We start from the raw sequence: 15,331 nt of genomic DNA, 5'->3' as shown, positions 1-15,331 counted from the left end.
TCGGCTCGCGGCCTGACGTGGTGCTGACGCCGCCGCTGGGCGTGGATGCGGTGCCGGCGGTGCGGGACCGGTTGCGCGAGGCCGGGGTTCGGCGCGGAGATGCGGTGGTGCTGGCGGCCGCCGGGTCTTCGGACGTGCGGCGTTGGCGGACGTGCGGCGGCGGCGGGACTGCTGGGCGCGGAGGCGGTCGGGTACGCGGCCACCGCTTCGCCGCGGATCGGGGACGTGGTGGCCGCCGTCGCCGGGCGCGGACGGCGGGTGGCCGTCGCCTCGTGGTTGCTGGCGCCGGGGGTGTTCCACGACCTGGTGAGCGGGTGCGGGGCCGACGTGGTGGCCGCGCCGGTCGGAGCGCACCCGCTGATCGCCGAGGCGTTGGTGCGGCGGTACTACGAGGGTTTGGGCGAGGTCAGGAGGTCGGCGTGACCCGGCCTCGTCCTACCGGAACGGTCAGACCTGCTGAGCAGCGTGGGTCGCGGGGGAGCCAACAGCGAAGGGGACCCCTGCGTCAGCCTGCTACCAGAGGCCTGGCAGCTCTTCCTTCCGGGCGTCCTCCCACCGGTACTCCCGCAGGTCCACCTTCCCGTCGAGGTTCGGCACCCCCTCCTCGTGCAGCATCTGCAGCTGCGTCTCCCGCAGGTGCGGAGCACAGGTGCCGTCCGCCTTCAGCACGCGTTGCCACGGCAGGTCGTGCCCGTCCTCGTTGAGGATGCGGCCGACCAGCCGTGGCGACGGGGCCTTGGCGAGATCTGCGATGTCGCCGTAGGTGGCGACGCGTCCGCGCGGGATGGCCTTGATGAAGTCGCGGATCCGCTCGTGGATCTCTTCGTCCATTTCGCGATTCTAGGCTCAGGCGCGTCAGATCCGGGCGGCCCAGGAGGAGACGGCCGCGTGGTACTGCGGGGCGTTCGGGGCGTAGTTGATGGAGTGGCCGTACCCGTTGAGGATGAAGGTGTCCAGGCGCGGCACCGCCGGGAAGAACGTGCCCTCGTCCGCGGCCAGGGCGGCGGGTGAGGAGCAGTCGCTGCCCATCAGCGGCACGCCGGAGCTGCAGAAGTGCGTGTCGTTGCCGACGGCGATCATCACCGGGACGTCGATCCGCCGGGACACCGGGATGATGACGGTGTTGAGCAGGATCGTGTCGACGGCCTCGGTGGCGGCGAAGACGGACTTCGTCCTCTCGTCGAACGAGATCGCGCCCTGGATCAGCGGGCCCGGTTTGTGGAACGAGTTGTAGCGGGTGTTCGGCATGGTGGTGAGGTAGCCGACGTCCAGGCCCGCCGGGACCATGTTGGCGAGCACCGGGACCACGGTGATGTAGTTCATCTTGTGGGTGAAGCCGGTGACGAGGACGCCGTCGACGTCGCCGTAGGTGGCCGCCTCGATGATGGCCATGGCCGCGCCGATGGAGTGGCCGCCGACGATCACCTTGCCGAAGCGGGGTTTCAGCGCCTGGATGACCTGGTGGACGGCGCTCGCCTGGGTGGAGGCGGTGACGAGGGCGCTCAGCGGTTTGGAGCTGCGGCCGGTGCCCAGGCGGTCGATCGCGAGGGTGGCGAAGCCGGCGGCGTTCTGGGCCTTCGTGAAGGAGTGGGTGGACGGTTCGAAGCCGACGTCCCAGTAGGAGCGGTCGTAGGTGCCGCCGGGGATCAGGACCTGCACGGTGGTGGCGCGGCCGGGGGTGCAGAGGCGGCCGGCCATCGTCTCCTGGCTGGTGATCAACGGGGTCAGGCCGACGCGGACGGGGAAGCTCACGTCCTGGCACGTCACGGCGGCCGAGGCGGGGGTGGGGAACAGCAGTGTTCCGGTGGCGAGCAGAGCCGCGGCGCACAACCGGCGGAAACGCATGGGGGAACTACCTCCAACTAGTTGCGGGGGACGGCTTTCATGAGCAGGCCGTCGGGATAGGGGGCGGACGTGAACTTCACGCGCGCCGGACGGGTGGGGACCAGCCGCCAGCGGGCGGCGACGGTCGCGAGGGTCAGCACGATCTCGGTCTGGGCGAAGGTGTTGCCGAGACACTGGCGGTTGCCGCCGCCGAACGGGACGAACGCGCCGCGCGGCAGGTCCGCGGTGAACGACGGCGTCCAGCGGGACGGGTCGAAGCGCGCCGGGGCGGGGTAGGAACGCGGGTCGTGGTGCAGGGCGTGCGGGCTGACGATCACCTCGGCGCCGGCCGGGAGGGTCACGGGACCGAGGTCGACCGGGACGAGCGTTCGGCGCATCACGAACCAGATCGGGTAGTGGCGCAGGGTTTCCTGCACGATCTGCGCTGCGTAGGGCAGGCGCGGCAGGTCGGCGAACGTGGCGGGGCCGCCCAGCGCGTCGACCTCCTCGTGTAATCGCCGTTCGATCTCCGGGTTGCGGCCGACCTCGTACAACGCCCACGCCAACGCGATCGCGGTCGTCTCGATGCCCGCGGTCAGCAACGTCAGGACCTCGTCGTAGGTCTGCTGGTCGGACATGCCGATGCCGCCGTCCTGCGCCAGCAACAACATCGACAGCACGTCACCGTGGTCGGTGCCGTCCGCCCGCCAGCTCTCGATCACCTGCAGCACCACGGCCTTCATCCGCGCGATGGCCGCGTCGAACTCCCGGTTGCCCGGCAGCGGCAGCTTTTCGACGAACGACGGCGACAGCGCGCGGACCATGCCCTGCTGGATGACCGTGAAGATCGACCGGCGGACCTCAGCGACCGCACGTTGTCCCATCTCCGTCGAGAAAAGCGCCTCGCCGACGATGGTGACCGCGAGTTCCTGCATGTCGTTCTCGATGGTCCGGACCTCGCCGGGCTGCCACGACTCCGCCATCGCCGTGGCCGCGCGGACCATCGTGGTGGCGTAGGCGTCCATCCGGTCGCGGTGGAACGCGGGCTGCATCATCCGCCGTTGCCGCAGGTGGTGCTCGCCGTTCGACAGCAGCAGCCCGGTTCCCAGGTACGGCTGGAACTTGTCGAACATGGCGCCTTTGCGGAACTTCGCGCCCTGCGTGACGAGAACCTCGTGCGTGAGCGCGGGATCGGTGACGAAGTACGCGCGCAGCGGACCGAGGTCGAGGCGCACCACGTCGCCGTGCTCGTACAACGCGTCGGTGAACCCGGCGCGCCGGGCGAGCATCGCGGGGGTGTGCCCGAGCAACGGCCAGCGGCGTGGTGCCACCGGGACGGGCATCGGCAACTCCAACGGATCAGCCGAACGGGGGGACGGACCACCCTAGGAGCCGTTTGGGCGAAGACGACAGTGCCTGAACGGGTGGTTCGGTGTCACTCCGATGGTTCAACGCCGTGCGCGCTCGGGTGACTAAGCTCGTGCGTCATCCCCGAACCGCCACGAACCGAAGAGGTGTTCACCGTGGCAGAAACCCAGGACTGGGTGCCGCTCGGCATCGACATGGACGTCCCGAGCATGGCCCGCGTCTACGACTACATCCTCGGCGGCGCCCACAACTTCGCCGCCGACCGCGCGGTCGGATCGCAGATCGAGAAGCTGGTGCCGGGCCTGCCCAGCGTGGCGCGGCTCAACCGGCGGTTCCTCGGTCGCGCGGTGAACTACCTGATGGACCAGGGAGTTCGGCAGTTCCTCGACATCGGTTCCGGCATCCCGACCGTCGCGAACGTGCACGAGGTGGCGCAGCACCGCGACCCCGCCGCGCGTGTCGTCTACGTCGACAAGGACCCGGTCGCCGTCGCGCACAGTCAACTCATGTTGTCTCACAACGAAAACGCCGCCATCGTGCACGCCGACATGCGCGATCCGGAGGCCGTGCTGGCGAGTGAGGAGGTCGGCAGGCTGCTGCGCTTCGACGAGCCGATCGGGCTGTTGATGCTGCTCATGCTGCACTGGGTGCCCGACTCCGACGACCCGCGGAAGCTCGTCGCCGGCTACCGCGACGCCCTGCCCGCCGGGAGCTTCGTCGTGATGACGCACGTCGCCAAGGACCAGATCGGCGACAACGTCGACAAGGCCGCCGACGTGGTGAACCGCAGCAGCAGCGCCGACCAGATGCACATGCGCGACCACGCCCAGGTCAGCGCGCTGTTCGACGGCTTCGAGCTGGTGGAACCCGGTTTGGTCGGGTGTGGTGAGTGGCGTCCGGACGGTCCCGGTGACATCGCCGCCGAGGCGTCCATGAACATGTTCCTGTACGCTGGTGTAGGTCGTAAGGCCTAAAACCACCCGTCCGTGGTGGAGGTTTCACACTGTTGGCGCAGTGGGCGCCGACTCGCGGTAGGTAGACTGCCGGACACTCTGCACCCCATACAGGGCAACGGGAATGACGAATCCGAGCCGAAGACCCGATGCCGCTCCACCCGCGGACACCGCCGCCGTCCGCGCGCGGGAAGCCTTGTCGCGCAAGTGGAGCTACCTGCTCAGCAGCGTTGTGATGGTCGCGCTGAGACGGGACGAGCTGGACGCCGAACTGGCCGGCCAGCTCGACGCGTTGTGCGCGGCGTTGCACAACGAGCCGTTCGACCCTGCTCCGTTCGAGGAGGTGGGCGAGCGACTCGTCGCTCTCGGCTACGTCAACGAACCCGGTCTCAAGCGCACGGTCGACGTGCTCGGGAAGGGCTTGCTGGGCTTGGAGGAGTTCAGCGCGAGCAAGCAGCACGTGGTGCGCGTGGTCGGCGGGATCGGTGCGCTGACGTGCGGCTTCACCACGGCGCGCGCCCGCGCGATCCTCGACCAGCAGGAGAGCATGCAGCGCTCGCTGCTCAAGGCCGCCCGTGACGCGCAGTGGGACCAGCGGCAGAGCGAGGCCAAGTTCGCGGGCATCGCGATCTCGTCGACCAACGGCATCCTGATCGTCGGTCTCGACGGGAAGGTGGTGTGGGCCAACGAGGCCATCGGCGGCATCCTCGGCAGCGTCCGGAACCGGGCGCCCGGCTGATGGAGTTCGTCGCGCCGAGCTCGATCGTCGTGTTCCGCGAGATGGTCGAACGCGTGCTCGCCGAGCGGGCCGAGTTCGAACGCGAACCGCTGCACCTGCTGCGCGGTGAGGACGACCTGGCCAAGGTGACGATGACGGCGTCGTTGCTGCGCGACGGCGACGGCAAGCCGAGCCACGTGCTCGTGGTCGCCGACGACGACACGGAACTCGCGCTGCTGCAAGGAGAACTGCGCCGGCAGTCGCTGCACGACGTGCTGACCGGCCTGCCGAACCGGCAGTTCTTCACCACGCACCTGGAGACCGCGCTGCGCCGCGCCGACCCCGAGTTCGGCGTGACCGTGTTCCACCTGGACCTCGACGCGTTCGGCCTGGTGTGCAACAGCCTCGGCGGCGGCGTCGGGGAGAGGCTGCTGCAGCACGTGGCCCGCAGGCTGCGCGCGTTGATGTCGCGCGAGCAGGCGATGGTCGCGCGGTTCGACGGCGACGAGTTCGGCATCGTCGTGGAGAACACCTTCCTGACGCCGGACGTCGCGACGACGATGGCCGCGATCAACACCGACCTGGCCGAACCGGTGTTCGTGGACGACCACGGCCTCTCGGTGTCGGTGAGCGCGGGCGTCGTCCACCGGCCCTCGCCCGACGTCGACCCGGTCGAGCTGCTGCGCATGGCCGACCTCGCGCTGCGGCAGGCCAAGAAGGACCAGCGTGGCCAGTGGGAGTTGTTCCACGGCAACCAGGACACCGAACGCCGCCGCGACCACGCACTGGCCGTCGTGATGCCGGGAGCGTGGGAACAGGGCGACATCGGCGTCTGCTACCGGCCGGTCCGCGTCCTCGCGACCGGTGAGCTCGCGGGCGTGGAAGCCGTGCTGCACTGGGACCTCTCCGACCGCTGCGCCGAGCTCGCCGACCAGACCGGACTCATCCTGCCGATGGGCGAGTGGCTGATCAGGATCGCGGCCGGCCAGGCCCAGTGGTGGCGGCAACGAGGTGAGCTCGACGCGCAGTTCGGCGTCCGCCTCACCCGCCACCAGGCGACCGACGCGGACCTGGTGTCACGGGTGGCGAAGGTCGTGGAGGAGACCGGCCTGCCGCACGAGCGCCTGACGCTGTGCATGCCGGTCGGCGTCCTCGGCGTGGCCGGCGCGGCGGAGAACCTCAGCACGCTCGCGGCCAGGGGCGTGCGGATCGCGCTGGAGGACTTCGGCCTCGGTCCGCGCGACCTGGCCTGGCTCTCGGAGCTGCCGATCGTGTCCGTGTGCGTGCCGGAGGAACTGGTGCACCGCATGGATCCCCGCTCGGTGGCGCTGATCCCGGCGGTGCACGAGCTGGGCGTGAACATCTGCGTGGACGGCGTCGAGACCGCCGAGCAGGCCCGGTGGTGGACGGAAGCGGGCGCCGACCTCGCGATCGGCGCCCACTTCGGTGTCCCGCGTGACGCGGGCGAGTTCCTGCAGAAGCTCTAGCTGAGGTGGCGCGGCACTCACCGCGCCACCCCCGCCGGTAGCTGTCAGATGCTGCGCTGCCACGCGACGAGAGCCGCGTGGTAGCGGTCAGCGCCCTTGGTGTCGAAGTTGAACACGTGCCCGTACCCGTTCACCACGTACCCGTCCAGCCGCGGCGCCCGCGGGTAGAACGGCTTCTCGGAACGGACCAGTGCCGCGGCCGACGAGCAGTCGGCGCCGAGCGGTGGGGTGCCGCAGAAGTAGTCGGCCGAGGTCTGCACGGTCAGCACCGGAGCGGTGATGCCGGCGCTCGCGGGGAGCACGATGTTGGACATCAGCGCGGTGGTCACGAACTCGCTCGCCGACACGACGTCCTTTGTGGACTCGTCGAGGTTGATGACGCTCGCGACGTTCGGGCCGGGCGAGTGGAACATCTTGTAGCGCGTGCCCGGCGCGGTGGTCAGGTAGCCGACGTCGATGCCGCGCAGGCTCAGCTTGGGGTCGAGCAGGGCCGGGATCAGGTTGGTCAGCGCGGGGACGGCCCTGACGTAGTCCCACTGGTGGGTCATGCCGGTGACGAGCACGCCGTCGACGTCGCGGTACCTGCCCGCCTCGGCCATCGCGATGGCGGAACCGATGGAGTGACCGCCCACTAAGACCTTCGAGAACCGCGGGCGCAGGCTCTGGATCACCTGGTGCACCGCCTCGGCCTGGTTCGGGACGTCCACCAGGATGCTGAGCGGCTTGGTGCTCTTGCCGGTGCCGATCCGGTCCACCGCCATGGTGGCGATGCCCGCCTTGTTCATCGCGCGGGTGACGGAGCGGAGCTCGCCGTCCACCGGGATGTCCCAGTAGCCGCTGGTGTAGGTGCCACCGGGGACGAGCACCTGGACGGTGCCGGCGCCCCGCGGCACGCACAGCCGGCCGTACATCGTCTGCTTGACGAGGCCGAACTGGACGGGGGTGTACACGTCCTCACAGGTGGTGTTCTGGGCGGCGTTCGCCGGTGCGGGGACCGGGATGAACGCGGCGAGCAGCACGGCGGCACAGAGCCGGCGGAAACGCATGGGGGAACAACCTCCAGCTAGCGGGGGACGACCTTCATCATCAGGTCGTAGGGGTAGGCCGCGTTGGTGAACTTCGTGCGCACCGGCCGGTCGGGGACCAGCCGGTGGTGCGCGCAGACCGTCGCCACCACGGTGACGATCTCGGTCAGCGCGAAGTGGTTTCCGATGCACTGGTGGATGCCGCCGCCGAACGGGACGAACGCGCCCTTCGGCAGCCGCTTCGCGCGTTCGGGGGTCCAGCGGTCGGGGTCGAAGCGCTCGGGGTCCGGGAAGTGCGCCGGGTCGTGGTGCATGGTGTGCGGGCTGAGGATCACCTCGGTGCCCGGTGCGAGGCGTGCGCCGCCGAGCTCGACCTCCTCGGCCGTGCGGCGCATGACGAGCCAGAGCGGGTACTTGCGCAGCACCTCCTGCGCGACCTGGCCCAGGTAGGCGAGCCTCGGCACGTCGTCGATCGTCACCGGCCGGCCCGCCAGGACCTCGTCGACCTCCGCCAGCACCCGCGCCTGCACGCCGGGGTTGGCGGCGATCTCGTGGAAGATCCAGGCCAGCGCCAGCGCCGTGGTCTCGATGCCCGCGGTGAGCAGCGTGATGACCTCGTCGAAGACCTCGTCCTCGGTCATCGGCTCGCCGGTCTCGGGGTCCCTGGCGGCCAGCAGCGTCGACAGCAGGTCGCCGTGGTCGGTGTCGTCGTCCCGCCTGCTCGCGATGACCTCGTGCACGATCGCGCGCATCCTGGCGATGGCCTCGTCGAACTCGCGGTTGGCCGGGATCGGCAGCTTCTCGACGAACCCCGGCGAGAGCGCGCGCAGGATGCCGTTCTTGATGATCACGAACACGGACCGGCGGGCCTCGTCGATCGCGCGTTTGCCGATCTCGGTGGAGAACAAGGCCTCACCGACGATCGTGACGGCGAGCCCCTGCATGTCGGCCTCGAGCCGGCGCACCTCGCCCGGCCGCCACTCCCGCACCAGGTCGGTCGCCGCGCGGACCATGATGGCGGCGTAGCCGGCGATGCGGTCGCGGTGGAACGCCGGCTGCACCATCCGCCGCTGGCGCAGGTGGAACGTCCCGCTCGACACCGCGAGCCCGTTGCCGACGAACGGGCGGAACTTGTCGTACATCCGGCCTTTGTGGAACTTCGGCGCATCGGTGACCAGCACCTGGTGCATCAACTCGGGACTGGTCACGAAATAGGCCCGCATCGGGCCGAGGTGCACTTCGACGAGATCGCCCTGACCTCGTAAATTCGCGGTGAATGCGAATCTTTTCCTGAGCATTGGCAACGTGTGCCCGAGAAATGGCAGCCTGCCGGGCGCCACCGGGACGGACATCATCGCTCCTCGCGTGGAAAGGATGGACCACCTTAGGAGTCGTTCGGTCGACAACGACAGTGCCCAAACGGGTGGCGCGCGTTCACACGAGCGGCCTAGTCGTAGTCGCTTTGTGCATGACTAAGCTAGTGCGTCCGCAACCAGAAGAGGGTGGTCGTGGTGGCCGACGAGAGCTGGATTCCACAGAGCGTGGACGTTTCCGTGCCCAGTGCCGCACGGGTGTACGACTACCTCCTCGGCGGCGCGCACAACTTCGCGGTCGACCGCCTGATGGGCGAGAAGGCCGAGCAGATGATGCCGCACTCGCGCAGCGCCGCCCGGCTCAACCGGGCCTTCCTGCGCCGCGCGGTGCGGTTCATGACCGAGCAGGGCGTGCGCCAGTTCCTCGACATCGGCTCCGGCATCCCGACCGTGGCGAACGTGCACGAGGTCGCCCAGACGGCCCCCGACTGCCGCGTCGTCTACGTGGACCGCGACCCCGTGGCCGTGGCGCACGGTGAGCTCATCGTCGCAGGTGACGACCGCGTCGGAGTGCTGCAGGCGGACATGCGCGACCCGGAGAGCATCCTGTCCAGCGGCGAGGTGAACCGGCTGCTGGACTTCGACGAGCCGATCGGGTTGCTGCTGCTGTTCATGGTCCACTGGGTGCCCACCGAGGCCGACCCGCAGGGCCTGCTCAAGCGCTACCGGGAGGCACTGCCGAGCGGGAGCTACCTCGCGATCTCGCACATGGCCGGCGACCACGTCAACGACGAGGCGCGGGCCGTGACGGACCGGATGAGCAAGGCGGGCGGCGGCGACGTCACCTACCGCGACCGCGACGAGATCGAAGCCTTCTTCGGTGATTTCGAACTGGTCGAACCGGGACTCGTCAAGTTCGCCGAATGGCGTCCCACCGGCCCCGGTGACATCTCCGATGATCCGGCCGTCAACAGGATCGCCTTCGCCGGCGTCGGTCGTAAACCGTAGGGAACACCGATAGAGTGAAGATTCACGCCGCCGGTTGAAGTGAGACCAACCGTGCGTGGGTAAACTGCCGGACCTCAGGAGCCATTGCGAGGCGGCCACGAATGCCCAACCCGAGTCGAATGCCCGACCGCACGCCCTCGCCCCAGGACAATGCGAGAGCGCGGCTGACCCTTGCCCGCAAATGGTCATACCGCCTGCTCGGCACGGTCGCGATTCCGCTGGGCAGTGAAGATCTCGACCGGGAGCTGGGTGAGCGGCTCGACGCGTTGTGCTCGATGCTGCACGCGGAACCGTTCGCCACCGCACCGGTCGAGGCCGTCGGCGCCGACCTGGCCGCGCTCGGTCACCTGGGCAAGCTCGGGCTGCGGTGCACCACCGAGGTCCTCGGCAAGGGACTGCTCGCGCTGCCGGAGTTCCAGCCCGTCGCGCGCTACGCGGAACGGGTGGCGCTCGCGATGGGCGCGCTCGGCACCGGGTTCACCGGCGCGAACACCGAGTCGGTGCTGGCGCAGCAAGAAAGCCTGCAGAAGTCGTTGCTCAAGGCCGTCCGTGACGCGAACTGGGAACCTCAAGGAGAGCGAGGCCCGGTTCAACGAGGTCGTCACGTCGTCCACCAACGGCGTGCTGATCGTCGACCTGGACGGCACCCTGATCAGGGCGAACGCGGCCATCGGCCACATCCTCGAGCGCACCGCGGACGAGCTCACCGGCGTGCCGCTGTTCGACCTCGTCGAGCCTGGCTTCGCCGAGATGCTGAGCGAGGCGATGGACGAGCTGGCCGCCGGCACCACCGACCGCGTGCGGCAGTCGCAGCGGTTGCGGCGCAAGGACGGCGAGGTCGCACGGGTCACGCTGGCGGCGTCGCTGCTGCGCGGCGCGAACGACGAGCCGAGCCACTTCGTCGTGGTCGTCGAGGACGGCACCGAGCTGGAGCTGCTGCAGAACGAGCTGAAGCGCCAGTCGCTGCACGACCCGCTGACCGGGCTGCCGAACCGGCAGTTCTTCACCACGCAGCTGGAGATCGCGCTGCGCAAGGGCGATCCCGAGCACGGCATCACGGTCTTCCACCTCGACCTCGACGCGTTCGGCATGCTGCGCGACAGCTTCGGCGGCCGGGTCGTCGAACGGATGCTGCAGCACGTCACGCAGCGGCTCAAGGCGCTGCTGGCGGACGAGAAGGTCATGATCGCCCGGTTCGGCGGGGACGAGTTCGGCGTGCTGGTCGAGAACACGGCGACCACCCCGCCCATCGACACGATCATGAAGGGCATCAACGAGGACCTGATGCTCGAACCGACCTATGTGGACGGTCACGGGCTGGCGGTGTCGGTCAGCGCCGGTGTCGTGCACCGGCCCGGCGGCGAGGTGGAACCGCTCGACGTGCTGCGCTCGGCGGAACGGGCGTTGCGCCGGGCCAAGCGCGGCAGGCGCGGGCAGTGGGAGCTGTTCCACGCCGGTCAGGACGCCGAGGAACGCCGCGACGACGCGCTGGCCGTCGAGATGCCGAGCGCGTGGGAGAACGGCGAGATCACCGTGCGGTACCGGCCGGTCGTCGAGCTGGCGAGCGGCGCGGTCAGCGGGGTCGAGGCCGCGATGCACTGGGAGCGGCCGGAGTCCGAGGCGCTGGGCCACGACCGGTGCGCGGCGCTGGCCGAGCAGACCGGCCTGATCCTGCCGCTCGGCGAGTGGATGCTGCGGGTGGCCGGTGGCCAGTCGGTGTGGTGGCGGCAGCGCGGGCAGTTCGAACGCGCGCTCGCCCTGCGGCTCACCGCGCACCAGTCGGCCGACGCCGACCTCGTGACGCGGGTCGTGCGGGTGCTCGACCAGGTCGGGCTGGCCCCAGGGCAGCTGATGATCAGCGTGCCGGGGTCCGTGCTGCCGATGGCCGACGCCGCGGACAACGTCGCGGTGCTGGCCCGCATGGGCGTCCTGACCGCGGTCGACGACTTCGGGCTGGGGCCGCTCGACTTCGGCCTGCTCGCCGCCGACCTGCCGGTGCAGGCGGTGCGCGTGGCGCGCGGCCTGGTGGCGAGCCGGTCGCAGTACGTGGCGGCGCTGCTGCCGTTGCTGCGGGAGCAGGGCGTGTCGGTGGCGGTCGACGGGATCGACAGCGCCGAGCTGGCCGCGTGGTGGCGGGACGCGGGCGCGGACTTCGCGACCGGTGACCACTTCAGCGGGGCACTGCCGGCCGGCGACTTCCTGGAGAACCTCCCACCCCGGTGACCAGACGGGGCCGGGGTGACGTCCGGCCAGGTCAGCGGACGTGTGCCGGCCGCTTCCGAGGTGCGGTGACGGCGCCGGGCGGTGCTCCGACCGGCGGGCGTGACTGATCTTGTCGGTGCAGCGTGGTGAAATCGAGTCGTGGCACTTCCACCCCAGCTGGTCCGCCGGAAGCCGGAGACGCGCCCGCGTCCCCGGTGGGACGAGGCCGCCCAGCGGGTCTTCACGCAGGAGGGCTTCCTCCGGGTGCTCGGCGGTCCGGGCACCGGCAAGACGACGCTGCTGGCCGAGCTCGCCGCGCACGTCGTGCTGGAGCACGGGGCCGATCCGGAGAACGTGCTGGTGCTGACCGCGAACCGGCGCGCGTCGGTGGCGTTGCGCGCCGAGATCACGCGGTTGCTGACCGGGCGGTTCTCGACCGTGCGCGAGCCGTTGGTGCGGACCGTGCACTCGTACGCGTTCGCGGTGCTGCGCAACCAGGCGGTGCGGCTCGAGGAGCCGGCGCCGCGGTTGCTGTCCGGGCCTGAGCAGGACGCGATGGTGCGCGACCTGCTGGCCGGTGACGTCGAGCTCGGTGCCGCGCACTGGCCGGAGCGGTTGCGGCCGGCGCTGGAGCTGCCCGGCTTCGCGCACGAGCTGCGCGACCTGCTGCTGCGGGCGGCCGAACGCGGGCTCGGCCCGGAAGACCTGATCGAGCTCGGCGAGGAGCACGGGCGCGACGAGTGGGTGGCGGCCGGGCGGTTCGGGCAGCAGTACGAGGAGGTGAACCTGCTGTCGGGGATGGACTCCGCGACGGCGTTCGCCCCCGCACTGGACGCGGCCGAGCTGGTGTCGGCGGCGTACGCGGCGTTCGTCACGGACGAGGACCTGCTGTGGGCCGAGCGGCAACGGGTGCGGTACCTGCTGGTCGACGACGCGCAGCACCTCGACCCGATGCAGTACTCGCTGATCAGGTCGCTGGGGTCGGGTGCGGCGCGGTTCGTCCTGGCCGGTGACCCGGACCAGGCGATCTTCACGTTCCGCGGCGCCGATCCGGAGATCCTGCGGGACGTGCCGGGCGAGACGGTGGTGCTGCCGCGGTCGCACCGGATGACGCCGGAGGTGCGGGACGCGGTGGCGAGGCTGGCGGCCCGGCTGCCGGGTGCGTCGCCCACGCGGGCGTGCTGCCGGCCGACGGCGAGGGTCGGTGCAGGTGCGGCTGCTCGCGTCGGCGGCGCAGGAGGCGACGTGGGTGGCGGACCAGCTGCGGCGCTCGCACCTGGCCGACGAGGTGCCGTGGTCGCGGATGGCCGTGATCGTGCGGTCGGCGACGTTGTCGTTGCCGGTGCTGCAGCGGGCGTTGCTCGCGGCGGGCGTGCCGGTGGCGGTGCCGTCCGATGAGCTGCCGTTGGCGCAACAACCGTCCGTGCGCCCGTTGCTGGCCCTGGTGCGTGCGGCGGCGTCTCCTTCTTCACTGGACGAGGACACGGCGGCGATGCTGTTGTCTTCTTCCTATGGCGGCGCGGATCCGTTGGCGCTGCGGCGGTTGCGGCGTGGGCTGCGGCGGCTGGAGATGGCCGCCGGTGGCGACCGGCCGAGCGGTGAGCTGCTGGTCGAGGTGCTGCTGACCGAGGACCGGCTGGCCGCGCTGGAGGACGTCGAGTCACTGCCCGCCCGCCGGATCTCGCACCTGTTGGCGTTGGCGCGCAAGACGATCGAGCGCGGCGCGTCGGTGGAGTCGGTGCTGTGGGAGCTGTGGACCGCGACCGGTCTGCAGGAGCGCTGGGTCGCGCAGTCGTCCCGCCGCGGCGTCACCGGCATGCAGGCCGACCGCGACCTCGACGCGATCGTGGCGTTGTTCGAGTCGGCCGCGAAGTACGTCGACCGGCTGCCGGGCTCCGGGGTGGCCGGGTTCGCGGACTACCTGGAGTCGCAACGGATCGTCGGCGACACGCTGGCCGCCTCCGCCCCGATCGGCGAGGCGGTGGCCGTGCTGACCGCGCACGCCGCCGCCGGCCGTGAGTGGGAGGTCGTCGCCGTGCCCGGTGTGCAGGAGGGGTCGTGGCCCGACCTGCGCCTGCGCGGCACGGTGCTGGGCGTCGAACGCATGGTGGACGTGCTGGCCGGCCTCGAACCGTCGGTGTCCGCGGTGGCGCCGATCCTGGCCGAGGAACGCCGGCTGCTCCTGGTCGCCGCCTCCCGGGCCCGGTCGAAGCTGCTGATCAGCGCGGTCCGCGGCGAGGACGAACAGCCGTCGCGCTTCCTGGACGAGATCGAGTCGTCCGCCGAGGACGAGCGCAAGCTCCACCGCCCCCAGCGCGGCCTGGTCCTCGCCGAGCTGGTCGGCGAGCTGCGCCGCGTGGTCTGCTCGGACGCCGAACCCGCCGACCGCCGCTCCCGCGCTGCCGCGCAGCTGGCCCGCCTGGCCGAGGCGAACGTCCCCGGCGCCCACCCGGAGTCCTGGTACGGCGTCGCCGCGGTGTCGTCGGACGCTCCGCTGTGGACCGAGGAGCAAAAGGTCAGCGTGACCCCCTCGACCATCGAGGTGATCACCAAGTGCCCGCTGCGCTGGGTCGTCGAACGCCACGGCGGCCAGGACCCGGCCGAGCTCGCCTCGGTGACCGGCACCCTGGTCCACGCCCTCGCCCAGGCCGCCGCCTCCGGTGCCGACGCTCGGCAACTGCGCGTCAAGCTCGACGAGGCCTGGGCCGCCGTCGACGCGGGCGCCCCCTGGTTCTCCCGCCGCGAACGCATGCGCGTCGAGAAGATGCTCGACACGTTCCTCGCCTGGCTCACCATGACCCGCAGCCAGCTCACCCAGGTCGCGGTCGAGGAGGAGATGTCCGTCGAGGTCCCCAAACGCGACGGCGGCCCCTGGCTGCAGGTCCGCGGCCGCGTCGACCGCCTCGAACACGACGCCGACGGCCGCCCGATCGTGGTGGACATCAAGACCGGCAAGAACCCGGTGTCCCGCGACGCCGGCCAGGAACACCCCCAGCTCGCCGTCTACCAGCTGGCGACCTCGCTGGGCGGCTTCACCCACATCGGCCTGGGCACCGAACCGGGCGGCGCGCGGCTGCTGTACGTGGCCCGCGAGGACAAGAAGACCGGCGCCGTCGAACGCACCCAGGCCCCGCTCGACGAACAGGGCGTGCGCGCGTGGCTGGAGGTCGTGCAGGACGCGGCGGAGTCGGTGCTCGGCCCGTCCTACACCGCGCGGGAGAACTCGGACTGCGACCGCTGCCCGGCCCGCACGACGTGCCCGGTCCACCCGTCAGGACGCCAGGTGAGCGAGTAGGTGGCAGTGGGTGCACGGCTCGCCGGTGACCTGCGTCTTTCGCCCGGCGGAACGTCGGACGAACGTGTCGGGCCGGGTGGTGCGGAGCCGTTCGGAGCAGGTAGGAAGATGTGTCGGTGACGTTGCCCAGCACCCGTG

12 protein-coding genes and 1 pseudogene are annotated in these 15,331 nt (G+C 70.7%); 7 read left to right on the top strand and 6 right to left on the bottom strand.

What is annotated here, in order from left to right; genetic code table 11:
* Positions 1–99 precede the first annotated feature (99 nt).
* Complete coding sequence (locus BBK82_RS53895) at positions 100–423, top strand: hypothetical protein (RefSeq protein WP_237048107.1); 324 nt, start codon at positions 100–102, stop codon at positions 421–423.
* Between the two features lie 90 nt (positions 424–513).
* Here BBK82_RS53895 and BBK82_RS09090 read toward each other — a convergent pair whose 3' ends face one another.
* The 3 genes from BBK82_RS09090 to BBK82_RS09080 are packed head-to-tail and all read right to left on the bottom strand — an operon-like array spanning position 514 to position 3,167.
* Positions 514–831 carry an MGMT family protein gene (locus BBK82_RS09090; RefSeq protein ID WP_065914595.1) on the bottom strand — a complete coding sequence of 106 codons (318 nt, stop codon included), beginning with the start codon at positions 829–831 and terminating at the stop codon, positions 514–516.
* Between the two features lie 24 nt (positions 832–855).
* Positions 856–1,845, bottom strand: a complete 990-nt coding sequence (locus BBK82_RS09085) for an alpha/beta hydrolase (RefSeq protein ID WP_065914594.1) — start codon at positions 1,843–1,845, stop codon at positions 856–858.
* Between the two features lie 17 nt (positions 1,846–1,862).
* Positions 1,863–3,167: a cytochrome P450 gene (locus BBK82_RS09080; protein ID WP_065920928.1), complete on the bottom strand. Its 1,305-nt coding sequence runs from the start codon at positions 3,165–3,167 to the stop codon at positions 1,863–1,865.
* Between the two features lie 219 nt (positions 3,168–3,386).
* Between BBK82_RS09080 and BBK82_RS09075 the strand changes: the two genes are divergently transcribed.
* The 3 genes from BBK82_RS09075 (at position 3,387) to BBK82_RS09070 (ending at position 6,350) form a co-directional block, all read left to right on the top strand.
* Positions 3,387–4,166: an SAM-dependent methyltransferase gene (locus tag BBK82_RS09075; protein WP_065920927.1), complete on the top strand. Its 780-nt coding sequence runs from the start codon at positions 3,387–3,389 to the stop codon at positions 4,164–4,166.
* 103 nt (positions 4,167–4,269) lie between these two features.
* A complete protein-coding gene (locus BBK82_RS53890; protein WP_237048106.1) occupies positions 4,270–4,884 on the top strand; it encodes a hypothetical protein in 615 nt (204 codons plus the stop codon).
* Complete coding sequence (locus tag BBK82_RS09070; protein ID WP_237048105.1) at positions 4,884–6,350, top strand: putative bifunctional diguanylate cyclase/phosphodiesterase; 1,467 nt, start codon at positions 4,884–4,886, stop codon at positions 6,348–6,350. Before BBK82_RS53890 ends, BBK82_RS09070 begins: the two co-directional genes overlap by 1 nt.
* Before the next feature lie 44 nt (positions 6,351–6,394).
* On the opposite strand, the gene BBK82_RS09065 is transcribed toward BBK82_RS09070, so the two are convergent.
* Positions 6,395–7,396 carry an alpha/beta hydrolase gene (locus BBK82_RS09065; RefSeq protein ID WP_065914593.1) on the bottom strand — a complete coding sequence of 334 codons (1,002 nt, stop codon included), beginning with the start codon at positions 7,394–7,396 and terminating at the stop codon, positions 6,395–6,397.
* Between the two features lie 17 nt (positions 7,397–7,413).
* Positions 7,414–8,727, bottom strand: a complete 1,314-nt coding sequence (locus BBK82_RS09060; RefSeq protein ID WP_065920926.1) for a cytochrome P450 — start codon at positions 8,725–8,727, stop codon at positions 7,414–7,416.
* Between the two features lie 156 nt (positions 8,728–8,883).
* Between BBK82_RS09060 and BBK82_RS09055 the strand changes: the two genes are divergently transcribed.
* Positions 8,884–9,696: an SAM-dependent methyltransferase gene (locus BBK82_RS09055; RefSeq protein WP_065920925.1), complete on the top strand. Its 813-nt coding sequence runs from the start codon at positions 8,884–8,886 to the stop codon at positions 9,694–9,696.
* A gap of 185 nt (positions 9,697–9,881) precedes the next feature.
* Here the strand turns inward: BBK82_RS09055 and BBK82_RS53885 are convergent, their stop codons facing one another.
* Complete coding sequence (locus tag BBK82_RS53885; RefSeq protein WP_237048104.1) at positions 9,882–10,211, bottom strand: hypothetical protein; 330 nt, start codon at positions 10,209–10,211, stop codon at positions 9,882–9,884.
* A 34-nt stretch (positions 10,212–10,245) separates the two neighbouring features.
* Between BBK82_RS53885 and BBK82_RS09050 the strand changes: the two genes are divergently transcribed.
* Together BBK82_RS09050 and BBK82_RS09045 are read left to right on the top strand one after the other, a co-directional pair.
* Positions 10,246–11,919, top strand: a complete 1,674-nt coding sequence (locus tag BBK82_RS09050; protein ID WP_237048103.1) for a putative bifunctional diguanylate cyclase/phosphodiesterase — start codon at positions 10,246–10,248, stop codon at positions 11,917–11,919.
* Positions 11,920–12,057: 138 nt separating this feature from the next.
* A pseudogene (locus tag BBK82_RS09045) lies at positions 12,058–15,193 on the top strand (ATP-dependent helicase).
* Positions 15,194–15,331 lie beyond the last annotated feature (138 nt).

The sequence above is a fragment of the Lentzea guizhouensis genome (assembly GCF_001701025.1).
Lineage (GTDB): Bacteria > Actinomycetota > Actinomycetes > Mycobacteriales > Pseudonocardiaceae > Lentzea > Lentzea guizhouensis.
This window is presented reverse-complemented; position numbering and strand designations above follow the sequence as displayed.

Bases quoted from the DNA above. Each gene is read 5' to 3' on its own strand.
- BBK82_RS53895 (WP_237048107.1), top strand. From the start codon at position 100: ATGCGGTGGTGCTGGCGGCCGCCGGGTCTTCGGACGTGCGGCGTTGGC.
- BBK82_RS09090 (WP_065914595.1), bottom strand. From the start codon at position 831: ATGGACGAAGAGATCCACGAGCGGATCCGCGACTTCATCAAGGCCATC.
- BBK82_RS09085 (WP_065914594.1), bottom strand. From the start codon at position 1,845: ATGCGTTTCCGCCGGTTGTGCGCCGCGGCTCTGCTCGCCACCGGAACA.
- BBK82_RS09080 (WP_065920928.1), bottom strand. From the start codon at position 3,167: ATGCCCGTCCCGGTGGCACCACGCCGCTGGCCGTTGCTCGGGCACACC.
- BBK82_RS09075 (WP_065920927.1), top strand. From the start codon at position 3,387: ATGGACGTCCCGAGCATGGCCCGCGTCTACGACTACATCCTCGGCGGC.
- BBK82_RS53890 (WP_237048106.1), top strand. From the start codon at position 4,270: ATGACGAATCCGAGCCGAAGACCCGATGCCGCTCCACCCGCGGACACC.
- BBK82_RS09070 (WP_237048105.1), top strand. From the start codon at position 4,884: ATGGAGTTCGTCGCGCCGAGCTCGATCGTCGTGTTCCGCGAGATGGTC.
- BBK82_RS09065 (WP_065914593.1), bottom strand. From the start codon at position 7,396: ATGCGTTTCCGCCGGCTCTGTGCCGCCGTGCTGCTCGCCGCGTTCATC.
- BBK82_RS09060 (WP_065920926.1), bottom strand. From the start codon at position 8,727: ATGTCCGTCCCGGTGGCGCCCGGCAGGCTGCCATTTCTCGGGCACACG.